The sequence below is a fragment of the Streptomyces sp. STR69 genome, from assembly GCF_024519455.1.
GTDB lineage: Bacteria > Actinomycetota > Actinomycetes > Streptomycetales > Streptomycetaceae > Streptomyces.
On the sequence record NZ_JALJRY010000017.1, the window covers coordinates 15,924 to 36,675 of the forward strand.

The following is a 20,752-nucleotide window of genomic DNA, read 5'->3' on the forward strand; positions in this document are numbered from 1 at the left end:
CGTGAGTCCGCGCCGGCGTGGCCCTCACACCCCCAGCTTCCGCAGTTCCTGGCCCAGCACCGGAGTCAGCGCCTCGGCGTACGTCTCCGCCATGTGGCTCTCGTCGCGGTAGACGAAGGTGTCGCCGACGGCCACGGGGCAGCGGCCCGACGAGGGGCAGAGCCAGGGCTTCGGGTCGATCACGGTGGCGCCGGCCCGGAGTGCGCCCTGGCGGTTGGCCTCCCGGAGGGTGCGGTTCTTGGTCGCGTCCCGCTGGTCCGGCTCGCACTTCTCCAGCCGCAGGGGATGAGTCGACGCGCATTCGACGGGGTCGCCCTGCGGCCAGGGGGTGTCGAGCAGGACGGCCACATGGTCCGCGGTGCGGGTCAGGCGGTCGTAGACGCGTCCGTAGCCCGCCGTCCACTCGGCCGGCGGGTCCGTCATCGGCTTGAACGGCGCGGCCACCTCGGAGGAGGAGGCCACGACCAGCATCGGGTGCAGGTCGGCGATCCGCTCCAGCGCGTCCTTCCGCCAGGTGTCGCACGAGGTGTACGGGCCATGGTTGTTGATGATCGTGATGTCGGCCGTCTTGCAGGACGACTTCGTCAACGACACGAGTTTCCAGCCGTGTTGGCGGCTCAGCTTCTCCAACGCCGGGAACCACTGGGCGGCATGGGAGTCGCCGTAGAGGACGACGACCTTGGTGGACGAAGGGTCCCCGTAGACGCAGGCGGGCGAGCGGGTGACGACGTAGTTGAGGTGGCAGCTGTCGCGGTAGACGGCCGAGCGCTTCGCCTTGATGGCGGTGAGTTCCGGTGACAGGTTGCGCGGCAGCGCGGTCGCCGAGCCGGCGAGGAGGCCGGCGAGCCGGGCCTGGGGGTCCGGTGCCTTCGTCAGGGCCTCGGCCAGTCCGGGCACGCGGGCGGTGGAGCCGATCGGTGGCGGGAAGGACGTCGAGACGACGGAGACGGACACGACCGTCGCGGACAGAGCGAGGCCCAACGCCACGGCCACCATGGGTCGTTGACGCAGCGCGCCGCTGAACCGGATCGGGTTCTCCACCAGCCGCAGGCTCACCCATGCCAGCGCCAGGGCCACCGCGCACAGCGCGAGGTTCGTCCGGGGCCCGGCCGCCCGTTCCAGGGCCATGGGGCCGATCACCAGCAGCGGCCAGTGCCAGAGGTACCAGCCGTACGACAGGTCGCCCAGCCGGGCCAGGGGACGCACCCCGACCAGCCGGGAGGCGGCGGAAGGGGCGGCGGCGCGGCAGCCGCCCGCTGTCACCAGGGCGGCGCCGAGCACGGGCAGCAGCGCGAAATGGCCGGGGAACGGGGTGTCGGCGTCGTACAGCGTCGCCGCCGCGACGATGCCGGCCAGCCCCAACCACACACCGGCGGCGGCCAGTTGGCGCGGAATACGGTCAAGTGACCCGGCGCCGAAGGCCAGCAGGGCTCCGACGCCCAGTTCCCACAGCCGGGTGTGCGGACCGAAGTACGCCCAGGACGGCGAGGACTCGGTCGCCCGGACACCCAGGACGTACGACACCAGGCACAACGCGCCGAGCGGCAGGACCCGCAGCCACGGGCGCCGGATCAACTTCCAGCTGACGAGCAGGAGTACGGGCCACAGGAGGTAGAACTGCTCCTCCACGGACAGCGACCAGAGGTGCTGGAAGGGCGACGGCGAGCTGCCCTCCCGAAGGTAGTCGGTGCCCGACCGCGCGAGGTCGACGTTCACGAAGTACAGCGCGCCCGCCGTCGCGTCGTGCATGAACTCGGCGTAGCGGATCTTCGAGGCGAAGAGCCGGCAGCCCACGATGGTGGCCAGCGACACCAGGGTCGCCAGCGGGAGTATGCGCACGGCACGCCGGGCGTAGAAGCGCCGCAGGGAGAGCGAACCGGAGCGCTCCGTCTCGCGCAACAGGCCCGAGGTGATGAGGAATCCGGAGATCACGAAGAAGACGTCGACCCCGACATAGCCGCCGGCGACGTGCCGGACTCCGGAGTGCGCCAGCACGACGAGCGTGACGGCGACGCCGCGCAGCCCCTGGATGTCGGGCCGCAGCGGTGGCCTCGCCGCATGGGCGGGCCGCGGGTCCGGTGCCGTGTCGAGCGCCGGACCCGCGGCCGTGGGGGTGTACGTCATACTCGGAACTGTCCTACAGGCGACGGGCGTTCCGGTGATTCACATCACAATGGTTCCCTGTTGTTCGTCAGGCGTCCTTCAACTCCTGCCGCTGCCGCCCGAGTCCGGAGATCTCCAGCTCCACGACGTCCCCGGCCCGCAGGAACGGCTTCGGCTCGGGCTGCCCGAGAGCGACCCCCGCCGGCGTACCGGTGTTGATGACATCACCCGGGTACAGGGTCATGAACTGGCTTACGTAGCGCACCACTTCGGCGACCGGGAAGATCTGCTCGGCGGTCGTGCCGTCCTGCTTCAACTCCCCGTTGACCCACAACTTCAGCGAGAGCGCCTGCGGATCCGGCACCTCGTCGGAGGTCACCAGCCACGGCCCCAGCGGGTTGAACGTCTCGCAGTTCTTGCCCTTGTCCCAGGTCCCGCCCCGCTCGATCTGGAACTCCCGCTCGGACACGTCGTGCGCGACCGCGTACCCCGCGACATGCGCGAGCGCCTCCTCGTGGGAGTCCAGGTAGCGGGCCGTACGGCCGATGACGACGGCGAGTTCGACCTCCCAGTCGGTCTTCACCGACCTGCGCGGGACGAGCACGGTGTCGTAGGGCCCGACGACCGTGTCCGCCGCCTTGAAGAAGACCACCGGCTCGGCGGGCGGCTCGGCGCCGGTCTCGCGGGCGTGGTCGTGGTAGTTCAGCCCGATGCACACGACCTTGCCGATCCGCGCCAGCGGCGGCCCGACCCGCAGCCCGTCGGCGTCCAGCGCGGGCAGCGAGCCCGCGTCGGCCGCCGCGCGGATCCGGCCGAGCGCGGCGCTGTCGGCGAGCAGCGGTCCGTCGATGTCCGGGACGATGCCCGACAGGTCCCGCAGGATCCCCTCGGCGTCGAGCAGCGCGGGCCGCTCTGCCCCTGCCGTACCGACTCGCAGCAGCTTCATCTTCACCATCTCCATCGATCGCGCGGGCGCCGTCGACCGATGGGTGCAGCCATCGGATGACTGGTCGATCCTCCAAGCTCAAGGTCCAGTCCGCAATACCCGGTTCACGGACTGGACCGTGAACACCGACCCCTACTGCCCCGCTGCCGGGTCGCTCTCGAACGGCTGGAGCAGTCGCCGTGGCTTGAGGAGGGCGCGGCTGATCGGGTCCGCCGGGTTCGGGTCGAGTCCGGGGCCCGGCTCCACGAGGACGTCACCGACGGGGACGACGACCGCGCAGCGCGGGCACTCGCCGTACCAGCCGAGTTCGGTGCCGCAGTCCGCGTGCCGGAAGTAGCGCAGCTGGGGTTCGTCGAACTGCTCGCGACCCCAGCGGCCGAGCGAGCGCACCGTCGGCCAGAGGGCGAGCGCGCGGTCCGTGGGGACGTACTCGTCGCGCGGGGGCGACTCCTGGTAGCGGCGCTTTTCGAGGATGCCCTCGGCGGTGAGCGCCTGCAGGCGGGCGGCGAGGACCGCGCGCGGGATGCCGAGGTGGGCGAGGAAGTCGTTGTAGCGCCGGACGCCGTAGAGGGCGTCGCGGATGACGAGCAGCGTCCAGCGCTCGCCGACCACCTCCAGTGCCCGGGCGATCGAGCACTCCTGCGTCGCGTAGTCCTTGCCCAGTGCCATGCCGACCACCTTAGTCATTTTGCGACTCAAGGTTCAATGAACGAACCTACGGTGTTACGGTACTCCACATGACTAGGTTCAGTGAACGAACCCTTACCGAGCGAACCCTTGCCGAGGTTCCGGAAAAGCCCGAGGTCACCGAGGACGGCGCGCCCCGCCCTCGCGCCACCCTCGCCCTGACCAGCGCGGCCACCGCCGTGGCGCTGATGACGTACACCGCGCCGATGGTCACGCTCCCCGACATCGCCGCCGCCCTGCACACCCCGCTCTCCGCCCAGGCCTGGCTGCTGAACGGCACCCCGCTCGGCCTCGCCGCGCTGCTCCTGGTCGCCGGCAGCCTCGCCGACGACTACGGCCGCCGTCGGATCTTCCTGGCCGGCACCTTCGCGCTGGGCATCACCACAGCGCTCTCCGCGCTCACCTCCTCGACCCTGCTGTTCACCCTGACCCGCATCGCGCAGGGCGCCTCCAGCGCGGCACTGCTGGCCAGCAGCCTGGGCCTGATCGTGCACGCCTTCCCGACCCCGCGCGGCCGACTGCACGCGACCGGCGTGTGGGGCGCGTTCGTCAGCGGCGGCATAGCCCTCGGCCCACTGGTCACCGGCGCGATGCCCGACTGGCGGGGGGCCTACGCCGTCCTCGGCGCCGCCGCCCTGGCCGTGGCCGCGATCGGCGTCCGAACGCTGTCCGAGTCCCGCGCGCCCCGAGGCGGACGCCCCGACCTGGCCGGAGCGGTCACCTTCGGCCTGGCCCTGGTCGCCCTCGTCGCCGCACTCACGCTCGGCCGCGACGGCTGGCTGCGCGCCCCGGTGGGCCTGCTGTTGCTGGCGGCCGTACTCCTCGTCGGCGTCTTCGCAGTCGTCGAGCGCCGGGGCACGACCCCGATGATCGACCTCAGCCTGCTGCGTCACCGCCCCTTCCTGGCCTCCTCGGCGGGCGGCCTGTTCACGGGCTTCGCGGTGATCGGCCTGTTCAGCTTCCTGCCGGCGCTGCTGCAGCAGACGCTGGGCCTGTCGGCGATGGACACGGCATGGCTGTTCCTCCTCTGGTCGGGCCTGTCCTTCACGGTCGCCCTCCAGGCCCGCCGCCTCGCGGGCCGCGTCTCCTCCCGGCACCAACTCGCCCTGGGATTCGTGCTCCACGCGGCCGGCGTCCTGACCATGCTCGGAGCCCTCGACTCCGGTTCCTGGACCCGGTTGCTGCCGGGCCTGGTGATCGCCGGGGTGGGCAGCGGCCTGCTGAACGCCGCGCTGCCACTGCTGTCCGTGGAGTCCGTACCGGCGGCCCGGGCCGCGATGGGCTCAGGCGCGCAGCAGACCTTCCGCTACATCGGCTCGTGCGCGGGTGTCGCGCTGACGATCGCGATCGCCACGTCGGCGGGGAGCGGTCTCGCCCGCGGCGCGGACATCGCGATGGTGGTGTCGGCGGGACTCGCGATGCTGGCGGCGGTGAGCGTGGTGGTGCTGCGGGAGCGGGTGTGAGCCCTCATCGGGCCCTCACCGGGCCCTCACCGGAGTCGCGTGGACGTGAGCGTGCCCCACACCGCCATGCGATACCGGGAGGTGAACTCCGGGGTGCAGGTGGTGAGGGTGATGTAGTGGCCCGGGGCGCTGTAGCCGTAGGACGGCTTGACGGTCGAGCGCGGGATCGGCCGGATGACGCCGGAGTCGGCGGCGGAGGTCTGCGGCAGGACCTTGTCGACCGTGTAGGTGAAGACGGCCGTGCCGGTCTCGACCTGGACGGTGTCCTTGAGCCGCAGTCGCGGGAGATACCGGAAGGGTTCGCCGTGGGTGTTGCGATGCCCGGCGAGCGCGAAGTTCCCTGCCTGGCCCGGCTGTTGGGTACCGGGATAGTGGCCGACGTACCCCTTGTTCAGCACGTTCCGCTTGCTGACGCCTTCCGCGATCGGGACGCGGAGGTGGAGGCGGGGGATGGTGAGGATGGCGTAGGCCTGGGAGCGGCGAGGGGTGGTCGTGGATCCTCCGGATCCGGATCCGGTGGCGTTGGTTGTGGTCCGGTGCGGTGAACTGCCGTCGGCGGCATCCGTGTCGGCCGGTGTCGATGTGGCCCCCGGTCCCGACCCCGACCCCGGCGTCTGCGTGGCCCATTGCCTTTCCAGCGCCTGCACTTGATGCTCCGCGCCCCGGCGGGCCTCCCGGTTGGTCCACCACAACTGCTGGACGACGAGGAGGAGAAGGACGACCCCGGCGGTGACGAGGAACTCGCCGCCGGTCCACAGGACGCGTCGGCGCAGCGCACGGCGTCGACGGCGGTGCTGCTGCACGACGGGGACCCGCATGGGCCGCACGATAAGGGCGGGTTCTCCAACTCACCAGACTCACGACTCCGGTTGACAGCGGAGGCGCCCGTTCGATCCTTCGTACACGGGTTTTAGAAAGGGGTGTCACAACTCTCGACAACCCCACACAACACACCCGATGCTTCCTGGTGGCACGAGCCGGGGGGATGGCCGACGCCGGTGGGACGACCGGCGTTCGAGCGAATCGGGAGTAGAGATGATCCGACGCAGAACCCTGCTGGCCGCGGCGGGCGGTGGCCTCCTCGGCACCGCCCTGGCGACCGGTACCGCACGGGCCGACGCGACAATCGCGGTCAACCCGGCGACGAAGTACGGCACTTGGGAGGGCTGGGGCACCTCGCTCGCCTGGTGGGCGAACGTCTTCGGCGCCCGCGACGACTTCGCCGACATCTTCTTCACCACCAAGTCGACGACGTACAACGGCACTTCGCTCCCCGGCCTGGGTCTGAACATCGCCCGCTACAACCTCGGCGCGTGCAGCTGGAATTCGGTGAGCGGCGCGTCGATGGTCGCCTCCGCGAACATCCCCGCGTTCAAGCAGATCGAGGGTTACTGGCAGGACTGGAACAACGAGGACCCCACATCCTCGGCGTGGAAGTGGACGGCGGACGCGACCCAGCGCGCGATGCTGGTGAAGGCGACGGCACGGGGAGCCACGACCGAGCTCTTCGCCAACTCCCCCATGTGGTGGATGTGCCTGAACCACAACCCGTCGGGCGCCTCGGGCGGCGGCAACAACCTCCAGTCCTGGAACTACCGCCAGCACGCCTCCCACTTGGCGGCCGTGGCCCTGTATGCGAAGAACAACTGGGGCGTGAACTTCGCGACGGTCGAGGCCTTCAACGAGCCCTCGTCGAGCTGGTGGACGGCGACCGGCACACAGGAGGGCTGCCACATGGACTCGACGGTCCAGGCGGCAGTACTGCCGTACGTCCGGAGCGAGTTGGACAGCCGCGGCCTCACGAGCACGAAGATCTCGGCGTCGGACGAGACGAGCTACGACCTCGCGCGCACGACGTGGAGCGCCTTCTCGTCCACGACGAAGGGGTACGTGAACCGCGTCAACGTCCACGGCTACCAGGGCTCGGGCGGCCGTAGGGACTTGCTGTACACGGACGTTGTGACCACGGCGGGCAAGGCCCTCTGGAACTCGGAGACGGGCGACAGCGACGCCACGGGCTTGACCATGGCGAGCAACCTGCTCTACGACTTCCGCTGGCTGCACCCGACGGCGTGGACCTACTGGCAGGTCATGGACCCGTCGTCCGGCTGGGCGATGATCGCGTACGACCAGAGCACGCTCACGGCCGGCGCGGTGCAGACGAAGTACTACGTGATGGCCCAGTTCAGCCGCCACATCCGCCCCGGCATGACGATCCTGGACACAGGCGTGAGCTACGCGGCGGCGGGCTACGACGCGTCGGCGAAGCGGTTGGTGATCGTCGCCGCCAACACAGGCTCGTCGTCGACGACTTTGACCTTCGACCTCTCCAAGTTCACGACGGTGGCGGGGGGTACGAGCGGCCTGGTCCCGCGCTGGAACACGGTGACGGGCGGCGGGGGCGACTTGTACACCTCCCACTCGGACACGTACCTGAGCGGCAAGACGGTGAGCGCGACGTTCGCGGCGGGGGCGGTGCAGACGTTGCAGATCGACGGGGTGGTGATCTGACCGGGGGATCTGAACTCCGTTACAGGGATGGGCAGTTGGGCCTGCTCGCGCTGGCGCTCGGCGGTTTCGGAATCGGTCTGACCGAGTTCGTGATCGCCGGGCTGCTGCCGCAGGTCAGCCGGAGCCTGGACGTGTCGACGGCTGCGGCGGGTTGGCTGATCTCCGGCTACGCGCTGACGGTCGCGGTAGGCGCGATAGGGGTGACGGCAGCGACGGCAGGACTCCCAAGAAAACCGGTCCTGGTAGGCCTGGTAGCCCTGTTCGTCGCGGGCAACCTGCTCTGCGCGATCGCCCCGAACTACCCGACCATGCTCCTGGGCCGTGTGGTGGCGGCCCTCTGCCACGGCACGTTCTTCGGCATCGGCTCCCTGGTCGCCCGCCGCCTGGTCCCACCGGAACGGGCCTCGCGGGCGGTCGCGATGATGTTCGCCGGCCTGACGGTGGCGAACGTCCTGGGCGTCCCCTTCGGCGCCCTCGTCGGCGAACGCTGGGGCTGGCGGGCGACGTTCTGGGCGATCACGGCGACGGGGGCGGTGGCGCTGGCGGCGATCGCGATGCTGGTACCGGGCTGGGCGGGGCGGGTGAGCGGAGGGGCAGGCGGCCTGCGGGCCCAACTCCGCTCCTTCCGCTCGACCCAGGTATGGCTGACCCTGACGGCCACGGCCCTCGGCTACGGCGGCATGTTCGGCGCGTTCAGCTACCTCGCGTACACGTTCACCGAGGTCACGGGCTTCTCCACGACAGACGTCGCCTGGCTCCTGGTCGTCTACGGCACGGGCTTGGTCGTAGGCAACATCGCGGGCGGCCGGGGCGCGGACCACAACAGGGACGTGACGCTGCTCGTGTCCCTGACCGGGCTGGCGGCCACGCTGACGGCGTTCGGGTTGCTGGCGAGCAGCCGCCCGGCGTCGGTGATCCTGGTGTTCCTCCTGGGTGCGTTCGGGTTCGCGACGGTCCCCGGGATGATCACGAGGGTGACGGACGCGGCGGGGGGCGTGCCGTTGGCGGCCAGCGCGAACGTCTCCGCGTCGAACGTCGGGAATGCGGTGGGGGCGTGGCTGGGAGGCTTGGTGATCAGTGCGGGGTGGGGGTATTCGGCTCCGTTGTTCGTGGGGGCGGGGATTGTGGGGGTGGGGGTGGCGGTCATGGGGTGGGCGGCGTGGGCCACGGCGACAGGAGGGGTCGTAGAGGGGAGTCGCCCGTAAAGCCGACGGAAACCGGCAAGCCACCCGGTGTTCCCCACGGCGCGACCTCCCCACGCCAGTCTCACGCCTCTCTCACCGGCCGACCTGGGCATATCTCTCCCCTTGCCTCCATCTGTGTCGGCATCGGCAGTACCGTGTCGTTCATGCGCCCCGACACGCCCGCCGAGAACGTCGACCACCCCGCCGAAGCGGCCCGCCTGGAGCGGACGGCCGCCCGCTACCCCGAGGACGCCGAGGCCCTGCTCATCCAGGCCGCGGCCCACCTGGAACTGGCCGGCGACCGCCCCGCCGCCACCGCGCTCTACGACCGCCTGCTGTCGTCGCCGGACGACCTGGAAACTCCTCACCTGGTACGAGCCCTAAAAGCCTCGAACCTCTGGGAGTACGGCCACGAGGCCGAGGCCAGGGCGATCATCGACGGCGTACGGACAGCGTCCCCGCGCGATCCCGCCCCCTGGGTGATCGTCGCGGAGTCCCTGGAGTCCCACGACGAGCTGGAGGCGGCGCAGGAGACGTTCACGGAGGGGGTGGCTCTGCTACTGACGGACGTCCCTGAACCCCCGTACTCCACCCACCCGTTGCTGTTCGGCCGACACCGGGTACGGCGGATGCTGGGCGTGTCGCACGACGAGTGGGACACGCTGGCGGACACGTTGCACTCGTCGTCGGTATCTCTGGACGAGCTGCACGACCCGAAGCGGGTGTGGTCACTGGGCTCCGACAACCCGGCGGAACTGGAAGCCGAGATCTCGCGGCTGCGGGCGGAGCTGGGGGCGTTCCGGGAGGCGTTGTCCCGCCCGTTCCCGGTGGCCGTACTGCACTGGCCGGAGGGGGAGTTGGCGGAACTGGTCGGCTCGTATGCCTCGCTGGCGGAGGAGTACCCGTCGCACGAGGAGCACCTGGCGACGATAGAGGGATCGCTGCGGGAGCTGGCGGCGAGCGGTACGCCGAACCTTGGGATCGTTACGGGGACCGTGCCTTCTTATGAGGCGTTCGCTGCGTCCGAGGGGGCTTCTCCGGGGGACGTTGACTTGTTGCCGCAGTATGCGACGACGCTGGCGGCGAGGGGGCGGGCTGTGGTTTGGCCGCCGCAGCGGGGGGCTTCTTGTTGGTGTGGGTCGGGGCGGGCTTATGGGGAGTGTCACGGCGAGGGCCAGTGAAAGCGCAGGCCTGACGCTGAACGACATCGAGCTGATGTGCTTGAGGGAAAAGCCGGACGGGAACGGACCACTACTTCAAACTCGGTTCCCCGCAGATACCGGGTTTCTTCAACATACCCAATACTGAAGTTAGTTCGTTTCAAGGGGGGTCTCTTGCTGCCTATCGATTTTAACGGTGCACAGAATCTCGCGTTGATCGAGGAACTGAAGCATGATTCTGAACTCCGCGCCGTTCATGCCGAATTGGTGGCCGAAGATCCGTTCGGAGAACGATTCGCCACGGTCCTACGGGACACCATCGACCAGCTCCTTAACGGCGAGATAACTGGGCGCTACGACTGGGCTGACCTTCTCAAAACCGAGCGGACTCACGCCGGGACGCTGGTCGAGATCAACCTGCAACGCGAGTTCAGGTTCGCGGACGGTGAGGTCATGGACTACCAGATCGCCGGAATCGAGGTCGACTGCAAATACTCCCAGCGATTCGGTGGTTGGATGATCCCTCCGGAGGCCATGGGGCATCTCTGCTTGCTCGTCTGGGCAGATGACTACACGAGCCGATGGAGTGCAGGCCTCTTCCGCGTACGCGGCGAGTGGCTGAACCAAGGCAGCAACCGCGACGCCAAGCTCACCGTAAAATCCGAACACCGCAACAAAATTCTCTGGCTCTGGCGCGACGCCGAACTCCCGGAAAATGTACTGCTGCACATGGATTCACAAGACCGTGGCGCAGTCTTTGCATCAAAGTCCGGACAGCAGCGCCTCAACGAGCTCTTCCGGCGTGCACAGCAACGCCGCATAGGACGCAATGTAGTGCGCACCGTGGCTCAGCAGAAAGACTACATGAAGAGGGTCCGGGGTAATGGCGGTTCTCGCTCAGCGCTCCAACCTGAAGGAATTCTCATCATGGGTGACTACGACAGTCACCGCGCCGTAGCGGAGCAACTCGGTATCGTGACGCCCCGCGAAGGGGAGTTCGTGAGCGTGCGGGTGGTTCAGGCACGTGAACATCATCACGATCAGCCCCGGGTAACTCTGGCCGACCGGGACTGGACTGTCGCAACGCAAGATGATCCAGTGGAAACAGCCCCGGACTTGCCATCGCACACTGCAGTTGCATAGCTTGGCATTCCGTCGAACTGCCCATCACAGTCGAAGACTGAAAGAAGTTCATGCCGCTTCAACCTGCCAAGAAGGCACTCGTCGAACAGCACCTCGGAGACCCTGCGGCGCTTAGCGCGGTATTCTTGGGGTTGTGCTGGAACGAGTCAAACTGCGCTTCCCAGGCGGGAATTGAGATAGAGAAGAACGAGAATCTGGCAGCAGCCTGCGAACGTCTTGAACTGGGATGGAATCCGGCCTGGCTGACTGAATCCGGCTTTTCTGTTTACGACTCCGAGGGAACTTTCCTGGCTGACGGCGGCTCCGCGCATGGCCCGGTCCGCTGGGCACCTGCCGTACGCACGCATCGTCTGGACGACAAAGTTCCCGACACAGCCACGGGCCACAGACAACGACGACGCATCGCCGGCGAACTCGCCGTCCTGGCCCTCTGGATGCAGGCCGTAACTGAGCGAAACGTTAACGTCGAGAGGCCTGTTGCGCTGGACAGGAACTCAAGAGGAACCCTCTTCCGTGATCTCCTGATCCACTTCATCCAGTGCAGCCTTCCGGAGGGCTGGCAGGTTCGGCATGAGGTTCCCCTGACCCACATCCGAGGACTGCACATGCGCCGGGACGTGGGAGACCGTAAGAGCGACATTCTCATCATCGACAGCGGGGGACGGCTCGTTGCGGCTCTGTCCTCGAAGTGGACATGGCGTTCCGACCGCGGCACAGAGGCCGCCCAAATGGTGCCACTCACTCGTTACCGACCCGACGTCCCCTACGCCATGGCAACTGCCGAATTCCCCCGCGCCGCAGGCGTAGCGCGAGAGAGTATCGAGGATCGCACCTATCACGTCTGCCCTGACTGGGTCGGATCCTGGATGGCAGTCAACGAACTCCCGGCTGGAAGCTCGCCGCTGACTCAATGGCCGGACTTGGCTGCACTCAAGCAAGAGGGAGTCTCCCGGGCACGTGCACTCGGGCTGAACGGCCTGGATGCCCTGGTGAATGACCTTAAGAACAGCGGCGACATTCTGTAGCCGAGACAAGGAAATCGTTCAGTGTCCGGAGAGCCATGGGAGCCGCCAAGCGGTTCGTGGGCGTCGTCCGCAGCGCGCCGCCGGAACATGCAGGCCATTCGCAGCCGGGACACCACCCCTGAGCGTCTGATCCGACGGCTTGTCCACGCTCAAGGGCTTCGCTATCGGGTAGCGGCCAGGCCGCTGCCCGGCCTTCGCCGGACGGCAGACATGGTCTTCCGTCCGGCGAAGGTCGCTGTCTTCATCGATGGCTGTTACTGGCACGGATGCCCGGAGCACTACGTGCCCCCGAAGACGAATCCCGGCTACTGGTCAGACAAAGTCGCCCGGAACATGGCCAGAGATCGTGACACCAACCAGCACCTCAAAGAGGCGGGGTGGACGGTGCTCCGGTTCTGGGAGCACGAGGCTTCGGCAGAGTGCGCCGCCCTGATCGCTGCGGAGGTCGCAAAGCGCCGCCCTCGAACAACTCCGAAGCCCAAGCAGAAGGAGTGATCACGCCTTCTTGTTGTCGCGCTCACGGGCAGCTCGCAGGACGTCAGCGATCGATTTGCCAACTGCCCTGGCAACAGGAGGCGGGAAGGCATTGCCTACCTGCCTGTACTGCGCCGTCTTCCCACCGGAGAACTGCCACTCAGGCGGGAAGCCCTGGATGATCGCAGCCTGCTGCACCGTGAGCATGGGCCCGTTCTCGCCGAAGAGGTCACGCTTTTGGGTGCCCTTCTCCCTGCAGGTATCGGGATCATTGGCAACTCCCAAGCCATCGACCCCGAGTTGACCCCACGCGGCCTTGGCACGGCTGGGGCCAAGGTCCGCTCCCCCGTGCTTCTTTGATCCGCCGACCAGGGTGGGGGCGATGCCGCCGCCCTTCTCTGCAAGCACCTTGTGGCGCTCCTGCGCGGTATCGAGCCAGGCGTCGAACTTCTTGCGAGCCACTTTTGCCTGGGCGCCGGTGAAGTACGGCTCATAGCGCGCCCTCATTGAATCTTCGAGCGCCTCAGCGACGCTGACGTGATCCTCGTGAGTTGCGGCAGGCCACTCGTATTTGAGGTCCTTCAGGATGTCATTGCGGAAGGCAACCAGGATGGCGCGGGGGCGAAGCTGCGGGACTCCGAAATCGCTAGCCTCCAAGATGTCCCACTCGCCTACCGTGTAGCCCATCCCCTCATCCCAGACCATTTCACCGTCTTCGCCCCGATACCAACCGCTCTGCAGCTTCGCCTGGATCAAGTCACGGTAGTCATCGAACTTGGGGTCCATGATTCCGCGCACGTTCTCGATCATGACGGCCCGAGGCTTCAACTCCTCGACGAGGGCCAGCATCCGAGGAAACAGGTCACGCTCGTCGTCCTTGCCGAGTTGCTTGCCCGCATGCGAGAACGGAGGGCACGGAACGCCGCCCGCCAAGAGATCAAGTCCGCGGCGCTGAAGCACCTCCGCACTTTTGGCCAGGTGCCTGTCCTGCTTGAAGTCGTTCACATCCGTCGGGGGCAGGACGTCACAGTTCTCCTTCTCCCAGCCCCACTTTGGGTGAGATGCGACGTTCTTCTCCAGCGTGGCAGCCGCATGCGGGTCAATCTCCACAAGGGCGAGGTGGCCGAACCCGGCCTGGTGCAGCCCGATGGCTTGTCCGCCCGCTCCAGCGCAGATCTCGATTGAGGTGAACTCGGGCTCCTTGGGCTCCTCAGACTGCTCCACGGAGCCCTCGGGTTCGTTCGTGCGGGTCATGTCCCCTCCTTACAGTCGTGCAGCGGCAGACACATCTTGCGATCCACCATCACTGAGGGTGACAGACCCCACTGACAACGAGACGGCACCAAGTGTGCAACACGCCCCGCGGTTCGCTGAACGCACCCTCCGGCATGCCGAACGCTCGTACGATATTGGTCATGCAGACGCCGCCATGGGCTGAGGACGAACTTGTGCTGGCCGGAGCGCTCGTCGTGAAGAACGGCTGGCGCGAACTGCGGACCAACGATCGCGAGGTGCAGGAGCTGTCGGAACTCCTCCGCGCGCTGCCCATCCACACTCCGGAAGCACTCGCCCTTCCCGGCTTCAGGTCGCCTGACAGCGTCAGCCGCAAGACCTCGGACTTCGCGACGAACCACAAGCTGTACTCGGGCAAGGCCACTCGTGGCGGACGGCGCACCGAGCTCATGGTCGAGGCCTTCTGTGACCGCGAAGCTGAGATGCTCCAGGCCGCCGAAGCCATTGAGGTCGGCATGGGCTCGGGCGAACTGCAGCTCATCCCTCCCCAGCCCGACGAGGTCGACGAGTCCGGCGCCACGGCCATCGAGGGAAGGCTCCTCGTCCGTCGGGCACTTGCTCGTGAGCGAGACCCGAAGCTCCGCGCGCTGAAGGTCAAGGAGACACTGCGTCGCGGTCGGCGGCTCCAGTGCGAGGCATGCGACTTCGATTTCGGCCGCATCTACGGAGCTCTGGGCGAGGGCTACATCGAGGTGCACCACGTCACTCCCCTCCACGTCTCCGGAACACGGGAGACCAAGCTCGACGACCTCGCGTGCCTGTGTGCCAATTGCCACCGCATGTGCCACAGGAGCCGTCCCGGAGAATCCTGGCGCACACCGACTGCCCTTCGTGAGCAGATACAGAAGAACCTTCAGGCAGCCGCCCACTAGGCCGCGTCCAGTTCTGCTTCGTAGTGCATCTGGGCACGGTCGAGGAAGTCGTCCGGATCATGGCCGCACGCGGCGGACCAGTGAAGCAGGTCAGCGATCAACTCAATTGCCGACTCCTCGAGGCCAATCCCCTGCCCCTTCCCTTGCCGCGCAGCACTTTCGCCGCCCGCCTGATAGCCCTCAAGTGCTTCGACAGCGCGCTCAACGCGTCGGCACGAACGTCCCGAGTTGAACGGGATCTCGCACCAGACCGCCTTGCCCGCTGCCGTCAGAACCGTGCCCCAGTCCATCGCCAGGGCCGCGAGCAGGTGCAGGCCACGGCCACATTCCTCGTCACAGCCCGCTGACTTCAACGAGGGCACCGAACTGCTCCTGTCGTGGACCTCAAGTCGCAGCCGTTCGTCCCTCCACTCAAGGATCAGGGTCGCCGATGCACCTTGGCCGACATGCTTGACGACGTTCGTTGCCAGCTCAGTGACCAGCAGTTCTGCTTCGTCAGCAGCGACAGGCATGCCCCACCGGCTCAGCTGGCGGACGGCGGCTCTCCGAAGCAGTCGCACTTCAGCCGGCGCCGCCTCGAAAGGCAGAACACAGCGGAGTCGGGGTTCAGCAACTTCGTAGCCAGGCATGGCCACTCCTCCCTCCCAGCCACGCTCGTGCTGCGCCTGCCGTGTCCGTACGGCTGCACTGCGTAGCGGTCTGCGAGCGAGCATGGCACAGAGAACTCTCACTGTGTAACTTCTCACGAGAATCCATCGAGTGAATCTGATGGTGGGTCCGCTCCCCTGCTGCCTAGCCTGATGGGGATCTCCGGGCCCACCTCCCGGCACATGGCGAAGGAGCCGAATGTCCGAACGGACCACCACCCGCCGCCGCCAACTAGGCGCGATGATGCGCAAGTTGCGCGCCCGCAAGGGAATGACTCTGGAAGAAGCGGGTGTACTCGTCGGCGTATCCAAGGCGACGGTCAGCAGGTACGAGACCCAAGCCGGGCCTGTGAAATGGCTCGTCGTTGACGCGCTGTGCCGCGAGTACGGAGCAACTGAGGCCGAGCGCAAGGCCGTTGTCGCGCTCGCGAAGGACGCCAAGCAGCAGGGCTGGTGGAACTCGTTCGCTGACTCCATCCCGGAGAGCATGAACCTGCTGCTCACGCTCGAAGACGAGGCCGTGCACGAGAATCACTTCGCCTGTGTCTATGTTCCCGGCCTCTTGCAGACACGCGCCTACAGCACCGCACTACAGAAGGCCAACGAAGTACCCCTGGAGACCGCCGAGATCGAGCGGCTGGTCGACATTCGCATGAAACGGCAGGAGATCCTCACCCGCCCGAAGCCCCCGCGGCTCTGGGCGATCCTCGATGAGTCAGTGATCCGCCGCGTTGTCGGATCGCCGCAGATCATGAGAGAGCAGCTCGACCGGCTCCTCGAAGCCAACGAGTCGCCTCACATCACGCTTCAGGTGCTGCCCTTCTCTCAAGGGGCCCACGGTGCCGCGCTGGGCAGCTTCGTCATCATCGGCGGCATCGAGCTGACCCTCGACGTGGTCTACGTCGACTTCCATACGGGCTCGCTCTTCTTGGAGAAGGACGAGGAACTGAACCGATACAGACTTGCGTTCGAGTATCTGCGTGCACAAGCGTTGGACATGGGGGCTTCCTCCACGATGATCCATCGCGCCCGCAAGGAGCTGTAAATGTCTGTCGGCCCGCAGCCTGTGTCCGAACCCGTCTGGTTCAAGTCGTCGTACAGCGGCGCCAATGCGACCGAGTGCGTAGAGGCAGCCTTCACCTCGGCTGGGGTGCTCGTGCGGGACTCCAAGGACGTAAATGGCCCTGTCCTCGTAATCCGAACCCGCGCCTGGCATTGCCTGATAGACGAGTTGGGGCAGGAGGAGCTGAGAGCGCGCTGAGCAGGCTGGTTATTCGCTCTCAGCGATGCCGCCCCCACTGCCCCCGGTGAATAACGTCCTCAGCGGCTCGCCGCCGTTTCGCGACCCGGGCGCCCTGCTCAGGAACATCCTCAGCCCGGTACCCCACCGTGATCCCGCCGATCGGGTCGTACTCGTCCGGTACCCCGAACTCCGCCCGGAACGGCTCCAGATGCTCCGGCATGATCCCGAAGAAGCAGGCACCAAGCCCTTCGTCGACCGCGGTCAGGAGCATCAGCAGGGCGGCCATTCCCGTGTCAATGTGCCAGTACGGCGCGGGCCAGCGGGCCTCGGCTCGGTCCTCCCAACCCTTGTCGGGTTCGGCGTAGCGCTCCAGGTATGCCGCTTTGTGGGCCAGGGGGACGACGACCAGCGGGGCGTCCTGCATGGTCGGGGTCTTCTCGACCCGGGTGGGGACGAAGGGCCAGAAACGGGCGCGGTCGGCCGGATCGGTCAGGGCGAGGAACGCCCAGCCCTGGGAGAAGCCGGCCGAGGGGGCTCGTAGCGCGGAGGCGAGGATGCGCTCGGTCACCTCCGGGGTCAGCGGCTTGTCGGAGTAGTGACGGATCATGCGCCTACGACGGACCACCTCGGAGAACTCCATGCCGATGGATCCTGGCACGAACCGCCGGAGTACCGGGCGCTGTTGAGCCAGTGCCCAGCCGTCGTTACGGGGAGGGTCATGCGCCGCCTGCGGACGCTTCGGCTCTCGCGAACAATCGCTTATGCCAGGTCGGGAATATTTCGGAGTCGGCGTGGACGAGGCGCTACGTCCTCCGTAGCGTCCTTCAGAGAGATCGCCGGACGGGCAGGACAGAGGGGACATCATGGCGCGCGAGCAACTGACTCGGCTCACTGGATCGGGCAACGGAACCAACTGCGATGACGACGACTGCCCAAACGTCTACCGCACGGCAAAGGGGTCCATCGTGGTCCAAGGCAACGTGTCAGACGCCTTCCGGCCACCGGAGGGTGAGGCCCTGGTGGAGATCCCTGAGTCGGTACTCAAGGAGGCTGTACGTGCTCTTGGATGGTGACGAATGGCGGAGGACATTCGACACGTACGAACGTGAGGCGTGGCGATTCGAAGCTCAGCCGACCTACACCATGCCCAGGGAGGCCGAGAACGTCGCTCGTTTCCTTCGCGGTGAGCCGAAGCCGGCTGACCATAATGTGCGCTGGCACGAACGAGTACATGGATACGTAGCCTCAGGGCGCAGCATTGGGCGAGTGCGGGTCGTGCGGCGGCCGTTGACGGAATATCAGCGGTACCAGTTTGCGTGGGGAATACCGGGAAATATAGCCGCAGGTGAAGACATCCGTATCCTGGATGTCACAGAAGAAGACTACGGCCTTCCTCTTTCGGGAGTGGATTGGTGGTTGTTCGATGAGGAGCGCATAGTGTTTCTCAACTTCCGGCCGGACGGGACACAGATCAGCCGTGAGACGTTCACCGGCGACCTTTCCCCGTATCTAGAGTGGAGGCGGATTTCGCTGGCTCACTCGGTACCATTCTCCGAGTATATGAGAGACTTCGAGTGACCTTTGAGCCTGAACAGCTGGGGCAATCAAGGACTGATCTAGCAGCAACACTCCGCGAGTTGCGTAAACGAGCCGGTCTCACTGGAGACCGGCTCGCTCGTCGTTGCAACATGTCGCAGAGCCAGATCAGTAAGTTCGAGACCGGTAAGAAGACGCCGAAGCTCATTGATGTGGAGCGTATCCTCCGGGCTCTCGGCGCACCGCCCGGCACAGTCGAGGAAGTCACCGCTCTCGCGCGCATCGCGAATACCGAGTGGCAGGACAAACGCTCTTCCTGGCGCCGCGGCATGGAGAAAAGACAGACCGAGCTAGCCTCCTTGGAGGGAGAGGCAGCAGAGCTGAGATACTTCCTTCCTGCGATGATTACGGGCCTGTTGGCTACGCCTGAGTATGTTCGCGCCAGCCTGACTCACACACCGGGTGACTCGTCAAAGACTGTGGCCCGCAAGCTGGAGCGTCAAGCCATCCTCTACGACACGGCAAAGTCCTTCACCTTCCTCCTGACCGAGCAGGCGGTGCGATGGGCGACCGTCCCGAAATCCGCCATAGCGGTGCAGATTGATCGTCTCGTATCACTGTCCCACCTGCCAAACATTCGCATCGGCATCCTTCCGATCGGGACCGAGATGGCGCGGGGACCGATGAACACGTTCACGATCTATGATGCACGGCTGGCAACAGTCGAAAATTTCACTGGGCGCATGGTCTTCCGAGACCCCCGAGACATATCCGAATATCTTGCCGTGTTCTCTCATTTCGAACAGCGTGCCCACTTCGGCGGCGAGGCAAGGAACTTGATGCAACAGTGGGCCGACGCTTACCGATGATCTTTAATCCACAACGAGAATATTGCTCGGACCATCCGCTCACCCGGTGAATCATAGAGACATCACCGAACCGGGGAGGATGGATGACGTCATCACGGAATCTCCCGACACCTCTGATGACCTTGCGCGTTTCTCGCGACTCTGGAAAGACATGGAGCCCTGAACGAGCCATCTTCGGCGGCAATCTTCCAGTTCCCGCAGTCACTTCGGAATGGCCACCGTGCCGGTGCTCACACTGCACTGCGAATCGCGACGTCGCCAAGGCGTTCAACGCCCTCACCGATCACTGCCTGACCTGCCATTTCTGCAGAACCAAGCCTGACCAGATGTGCCCCGAGGCACAAAATCTGCATCGGACGTGGAAAACGGCATGGAAGAAGAGCCAACGCGGTGACGCACGGAGCGTATGACCGGACGACACAAGCAATAACTGCAAATTCTCACCGACTTCCACCCCGCGCGTATCAATCCCGCCCATAGATCCTCAAGCTGTGAGGTGAATTCGTGATCCGCTCAACGCCGCCCGGACCCGAAAGGCCACCAGGCCCGACCCCGCCCCTCAACGGGCCACGCAGGAAAGGGGCCAAGCGATGACCACCACCGTCGCCGCCGGAACCCGCACCGGCCGCTCCCTCGTCCCCGACGCCGACTTCACCACGCTCGCCGCGTTCTGTGCCGACGAGTACGGCCTCGAACCCGCCGTCGCAGACCGGGTCGTGGACCAAGCACTCGCGCTGGTCTTCGTCATGGGTTCGAGGGGAGAAGGCGTCTCCATGGCGCCGTCCCAGCAGGTCGATCCCGGCTGGCACACGCTCATCCTCCACACCGACTGGTACGCCAACTGGTGTCAGGAGCAGTTCGGCTACTTCCTGCATCACCAGCCGAACAGCAAGACCCGTAGCGGCGGGCTGATGACCGAGGTCGTCGAGAAAATCCGGGCGGCGGGCTTCGAGGTCGATGAACGGCTGTGGGGTACGGCCGCGGAGTGCAACCCGCCGGCCTGCTGTGGCGACGGGCCCTGCTGCTGAGCCTTTCCCAACCCCGCGGGCGGCCCAGCATCCCCAGGCCGGGCCGCCCGGTCCGCTCCCCCATACCAGAACGGACTGGCACCGTGCCGCTGACCGTGCTGACCGCGACCAGTCGCGTGACCGTGTTTCCCCTCGAAGGCCTCACCGTCGCCTACACCACGCAGTCCAGCGACGAGCGTGAGCTGGGAGACATCGGGCTGGTCACCGCCGTAGGCAGAGAAGAAGGAAGAGAAGGCGGTGAAGACGACGCAGACCCTCTCTGGCGGTTGGCGCACGACCTCGGCGGGCGTACGAAGGGTGAGGACCAGGCCCGGTGGATCATCACCCAGGCGAGTCGCGCGCGGATGGTCAGGGCGTACACGGACCTGCCGCATGCGAAGTGGACGGCACACATCAACCGGCGTTTCGAGCTCGACGCGCTGTTCGCCAATCACGAGGTGCTGATGACCGGCCGGATTGCGCTCGTGAGGCTCTGAGTGGTGATCCGAGATCGTCGATGCGACCTCCCCAGCCGACGCCAACTCCCCAACCCCCACTGTCCCGTTACGCACTTATTGCACAAGAGATC

22 protein-coding genes are annotated in these 20,752 nt (G+C 66.4%); 15 read left to right on the forward strand and 7 right to left on the reverse strand.

The window, feature by feature from the left end:
- Nucleotides 1-24: 24 nt before the first annotated feature.
- The 3 genes from OC490_RS29165 to OC490_RS29175 form a co-directional block, all read right to left on the reverse strand.
- On the reverse strand, nt 25-2,124 hold the full coding sequence (locus tag OC490_RS29165; protein WP_262061001.1) for an acyltransferase family protein: 2,100 nt from the start codon (nt 2,122-2,124) through the stop codon (nt 25-27).
- 67 nt (nt 2,125-2,191) lie between these two features.
- Nucleotides 2,192-3,049, reverse strand: coding sequence for a fumarylacetoacetate hydrolase family protein (locus tag OC490_RS29170; RefSeq protein WP_262061002.1), 858 nt, complete (start codon nt 3,047-3,049; stop codon nt 2,192-2,194).
- A 132-nt stretch (nt 3,050-3,181) separates the two neighbouring features.
- Nucleotides 3,182-3,718 carry a winged helix-turn-helix transcriptional regulator gene (locus OC490_RS29175; RefSeq protein WP_262061160.1) on the reverse strand — a complete coding sequence of 179 codons (537 nt, stop codon included), beginning with the start codon at nt 3,716-3,718 and terminating at the stop codon, nt 3,182-3,184.
- Between the two features lie 68 nt (nt 3,719-3,786).
- Between OC490_RS29175 and OC490_RS29180 the strand changes: the two genes are divergently transcribed.
- Nucleotides 3,787-5,199 carry an MFS transporter gene (locus OC490_RS29180; RefSeq protein WP_262061003.1) on the forward strand — a complete coding sequence of 471 codons (1,413 nt, stop codon included), beginning with the start codon at nt 3,787-3,789 and terminating at the stop codon, nt 5,197-5,199.
- A gap of 26 nt (nt 5,200-5,225) precedes the next feature.
- Here the strand turns inward: OC490_RS29180 and OC490_RS29185 are convergent, their stop codons facing one another.
- Nucleotides 5,226-6,017: a class E sortase gene (locus OC490_RS29185; RefSeq protein WP_262061004.1), complete on the reverse strand. Its 792-nt coding sequence runs from the start codon at nt 6,015-6,017 to the stop codon at nt 5,226-5,228.
- A gap of 217 nt (nt 6,018-6,234) precedes the next feature.
- On the opposite strand from OC490_RS29185, the gene OC490_RS29190 reads away from it, so the two are divergent.
- From OC490_RS29190 to OC490_RS29215, 6 genes are all read left to right on the forward strand, one after another.
- The gene (locus tag OC490_RS29190) at nt 6,235-7,710 is read left to right on the forward strand and encodes a beta-1,6-galactanase (protein WP_262061005.1); all 1,476 of its coding nucleotides are present in this window, start codon (nt 6,235-6,237) and stop codon (nt 7,708-7,710) included.
- Nucleotides 7,711-7,745: 35 nt separating this feature from the next.
- A complete protein-coding gene (locus tag OC490_RS29195) occupies nt 7,746-8,915 on the forward strand; it encodes an MFS transporter (protein ID WP_262061006.1) in 1,170 nt (389 codons plus the stop codon).
- A 143-nt stretch (nt 8,916-9,058) separates the two neighbouring features.
- Nucleotides 9,059-10,075 (forward strand): SEC-C domain-containing protein, encoded by a 1,017-nt coding sequence (locus OC490_RS29200; RefSeq protein ID WP_262061007.1) that lies wholly within the window; start codon nt 9,059-9,061, stop codon nt 10,073-10,075.
- 192 nt (nt 10,076-10,267) lie between these two features.
- Complete coding sequence (locus OC490_RS29205; RefSeq protein WP_410099107.1) at nt 10,268-11,197, forward strand: NaeI family type II restriction endonuclease; 930 nt, start codon at nt 10,268-10,270, stop codon at nt 11,195-11,197.
- A 50-nt stretch (nt 11,198-11,247) separates the two neighbouring features.
- A complete protein-coding gene (locus tag OC490_RS29210; RefSeq protein ID WP_262061008.1) occupies nt 11,248-12,222 on the forward strand; it encodes a hypothetical protein in 975 nt (324 codons plus the stop codon).
- A 21-nt stretch (nt 12,223-12,243) separates the two neighbouring features.
- Entirely contained in the window at nt 12,244-12,717 is a 474-nt protein-coding gene (locus OC490_RS29215) for a very short patch repair endonuclease (RefSeq protein ID WP_262061009.1), read from the forward strand.
- Here OC490_RS29215 and OC490_RS29220 read toward each other — a convergent pair whose 3' ends face one another.
- Entirely contained in the window at nt 12,718-13,950 is a 1,233-nt protein-coding gene (locus OC490_RS29220; RefSeq protein WP_262061010.1) for a DNA cytosine methyltransferase, read from the reverse strand.
- 161 nt (nt 13,951-14,111) lie between these two features.
- Between OC490_RS29220 and OC490_RS29225 the strand changes: the two genes are divergently transcribed.
- On the forward strand, nt 14,112-14,861 hold the full coding sequence (locus OC490_RS29225; protein ID WP_262061011.1) for an HNH endonuclease: 750 nt from the start codon (nt 14,112-14,114) through the stop codon (nt 14,859-14,861).
- On the opposite strand, the gene OC490_RS29230 is transcribed toward OC490_RS29225, so the two are convergent.
- Nucleotides 14,858-15,490 (reverse strand): ATP-binding protein, encoded by a 633-nt coding sequence (locus tag OC490_RS29230; protein WP_262061012.1) that lies wholly within the window; start codon nt 15,488-15,490, stop codon nt 14,858-14,860. The two genes, OC490_RS29225 and OC490_RS29230, sit on opposite strands and share 4 nt — an antisense overlap.
- Before the next feature lie 217 nt (nt 15,491-15,707).
- On the opposite strand from OC490_RS29230, the gene OC490_RS29235 reads away from it, so the two are divergent.
- Nucleotides 15,708-16,553: a helix-turn-helix domain-containing protein gene (locus tag OC490_RS29235; protein WP_262061013.1), complete on the forward strand. Its 846-nt coding sequence runs from the start codon at nt 15,708-15,710 to the stop codon at nt 16,551-16,553.
- Nucleotides 16,554-16,769: a DUF397 domain-containing protein gene (locus OC490_RS29240; protein ID WP_262061014.1), complete on the forward strand. Its 216-nt coding sequence runs from the start codon at nt 16,554-16,556 to the stop codon at nt 16,767-16,769.
- A gap of 19 nt (nt 16,770-16,788) precedes the next feature.
- On the opposite strand, the gene OC490_RS29245 is transcribed toward OC490_RS29240, so the two are convergent.
- Nucleotides 16,789-17,391, reverse strand: a complete 603-nt coding sequence (locus tag OC490_RS29245) for a nitroreductase family protein (protein ID WP_262061015.1) — start codon at nt 17,389-17,391, stop codon at nt 16,789-16,791.
- 223 nt (nt 17,392-17,614) lie between these two features.
- Between OC490_RS29245 and OC490_RS29250 the strand changes: the two genes are divergently transcribed.
- From OC490_RS29250 to OC490_RS29270, 5 genes are all read left to right on the forward strand, one after another.
- Nucleotides 17,615-17,824 (forward strand): hypothetical protein, encoded by a 210-nt coding sequence (locus OC490_RS29250; RefSeq protein WP_262061016.1) that lies wholly within the window; start codon nt 17,615-17,617, stop codon nt 17,822-17,824.
- A complete protein-coding gene (locus OC490_RS29255) occupies nt 17,808-18,329 on the forward strand; it encodes a DUF6879 family protein (RefSeq protein WP_262061017.1) in 522 nt (173 codons plus the stop codon). Before OC490_RS29250 ends, OC490_RS29255 begins: the two co-directional genes overlap by 17 nt.
- Entirely contained in the window at nt 18,326-19,156 is an 831-nt protein-coding gene (locus tag OC490_RS29260; RefSeq protein WP_262061018.1) for a helix-turn-helix domain-containing protein, read from the forward strand. The genes OC490_RS29255 and OC490_RS29260 overlap by 4 nt, the downstream gene beginning before the upstream one ends.
- Before the next feature lie 590 nt (nt 19,157-19,746).
- Entirely contained in the window at nt 19,747-20,184 is a 438-nt protein-coding gene (locus tag OC490_RS29265; protein ID WP_262061019.1) for a hypothetical protein, read from the forward strand.
- Between the two features lie 83 nt (nt 20,185-20,267).
- Nucleotides 20,268-20,660, forward strand: a complete 393-nt coding sequence (locus tag OC490_RS29270) for a hypothetical protein (RefSeq protein WP_262061020.1) — start codon at nt 20,268-20,270, stop codon at nt 20,658-20,660.
- Nucleotides 20,661-20,752: the final 92 nt, after the last annotated feature.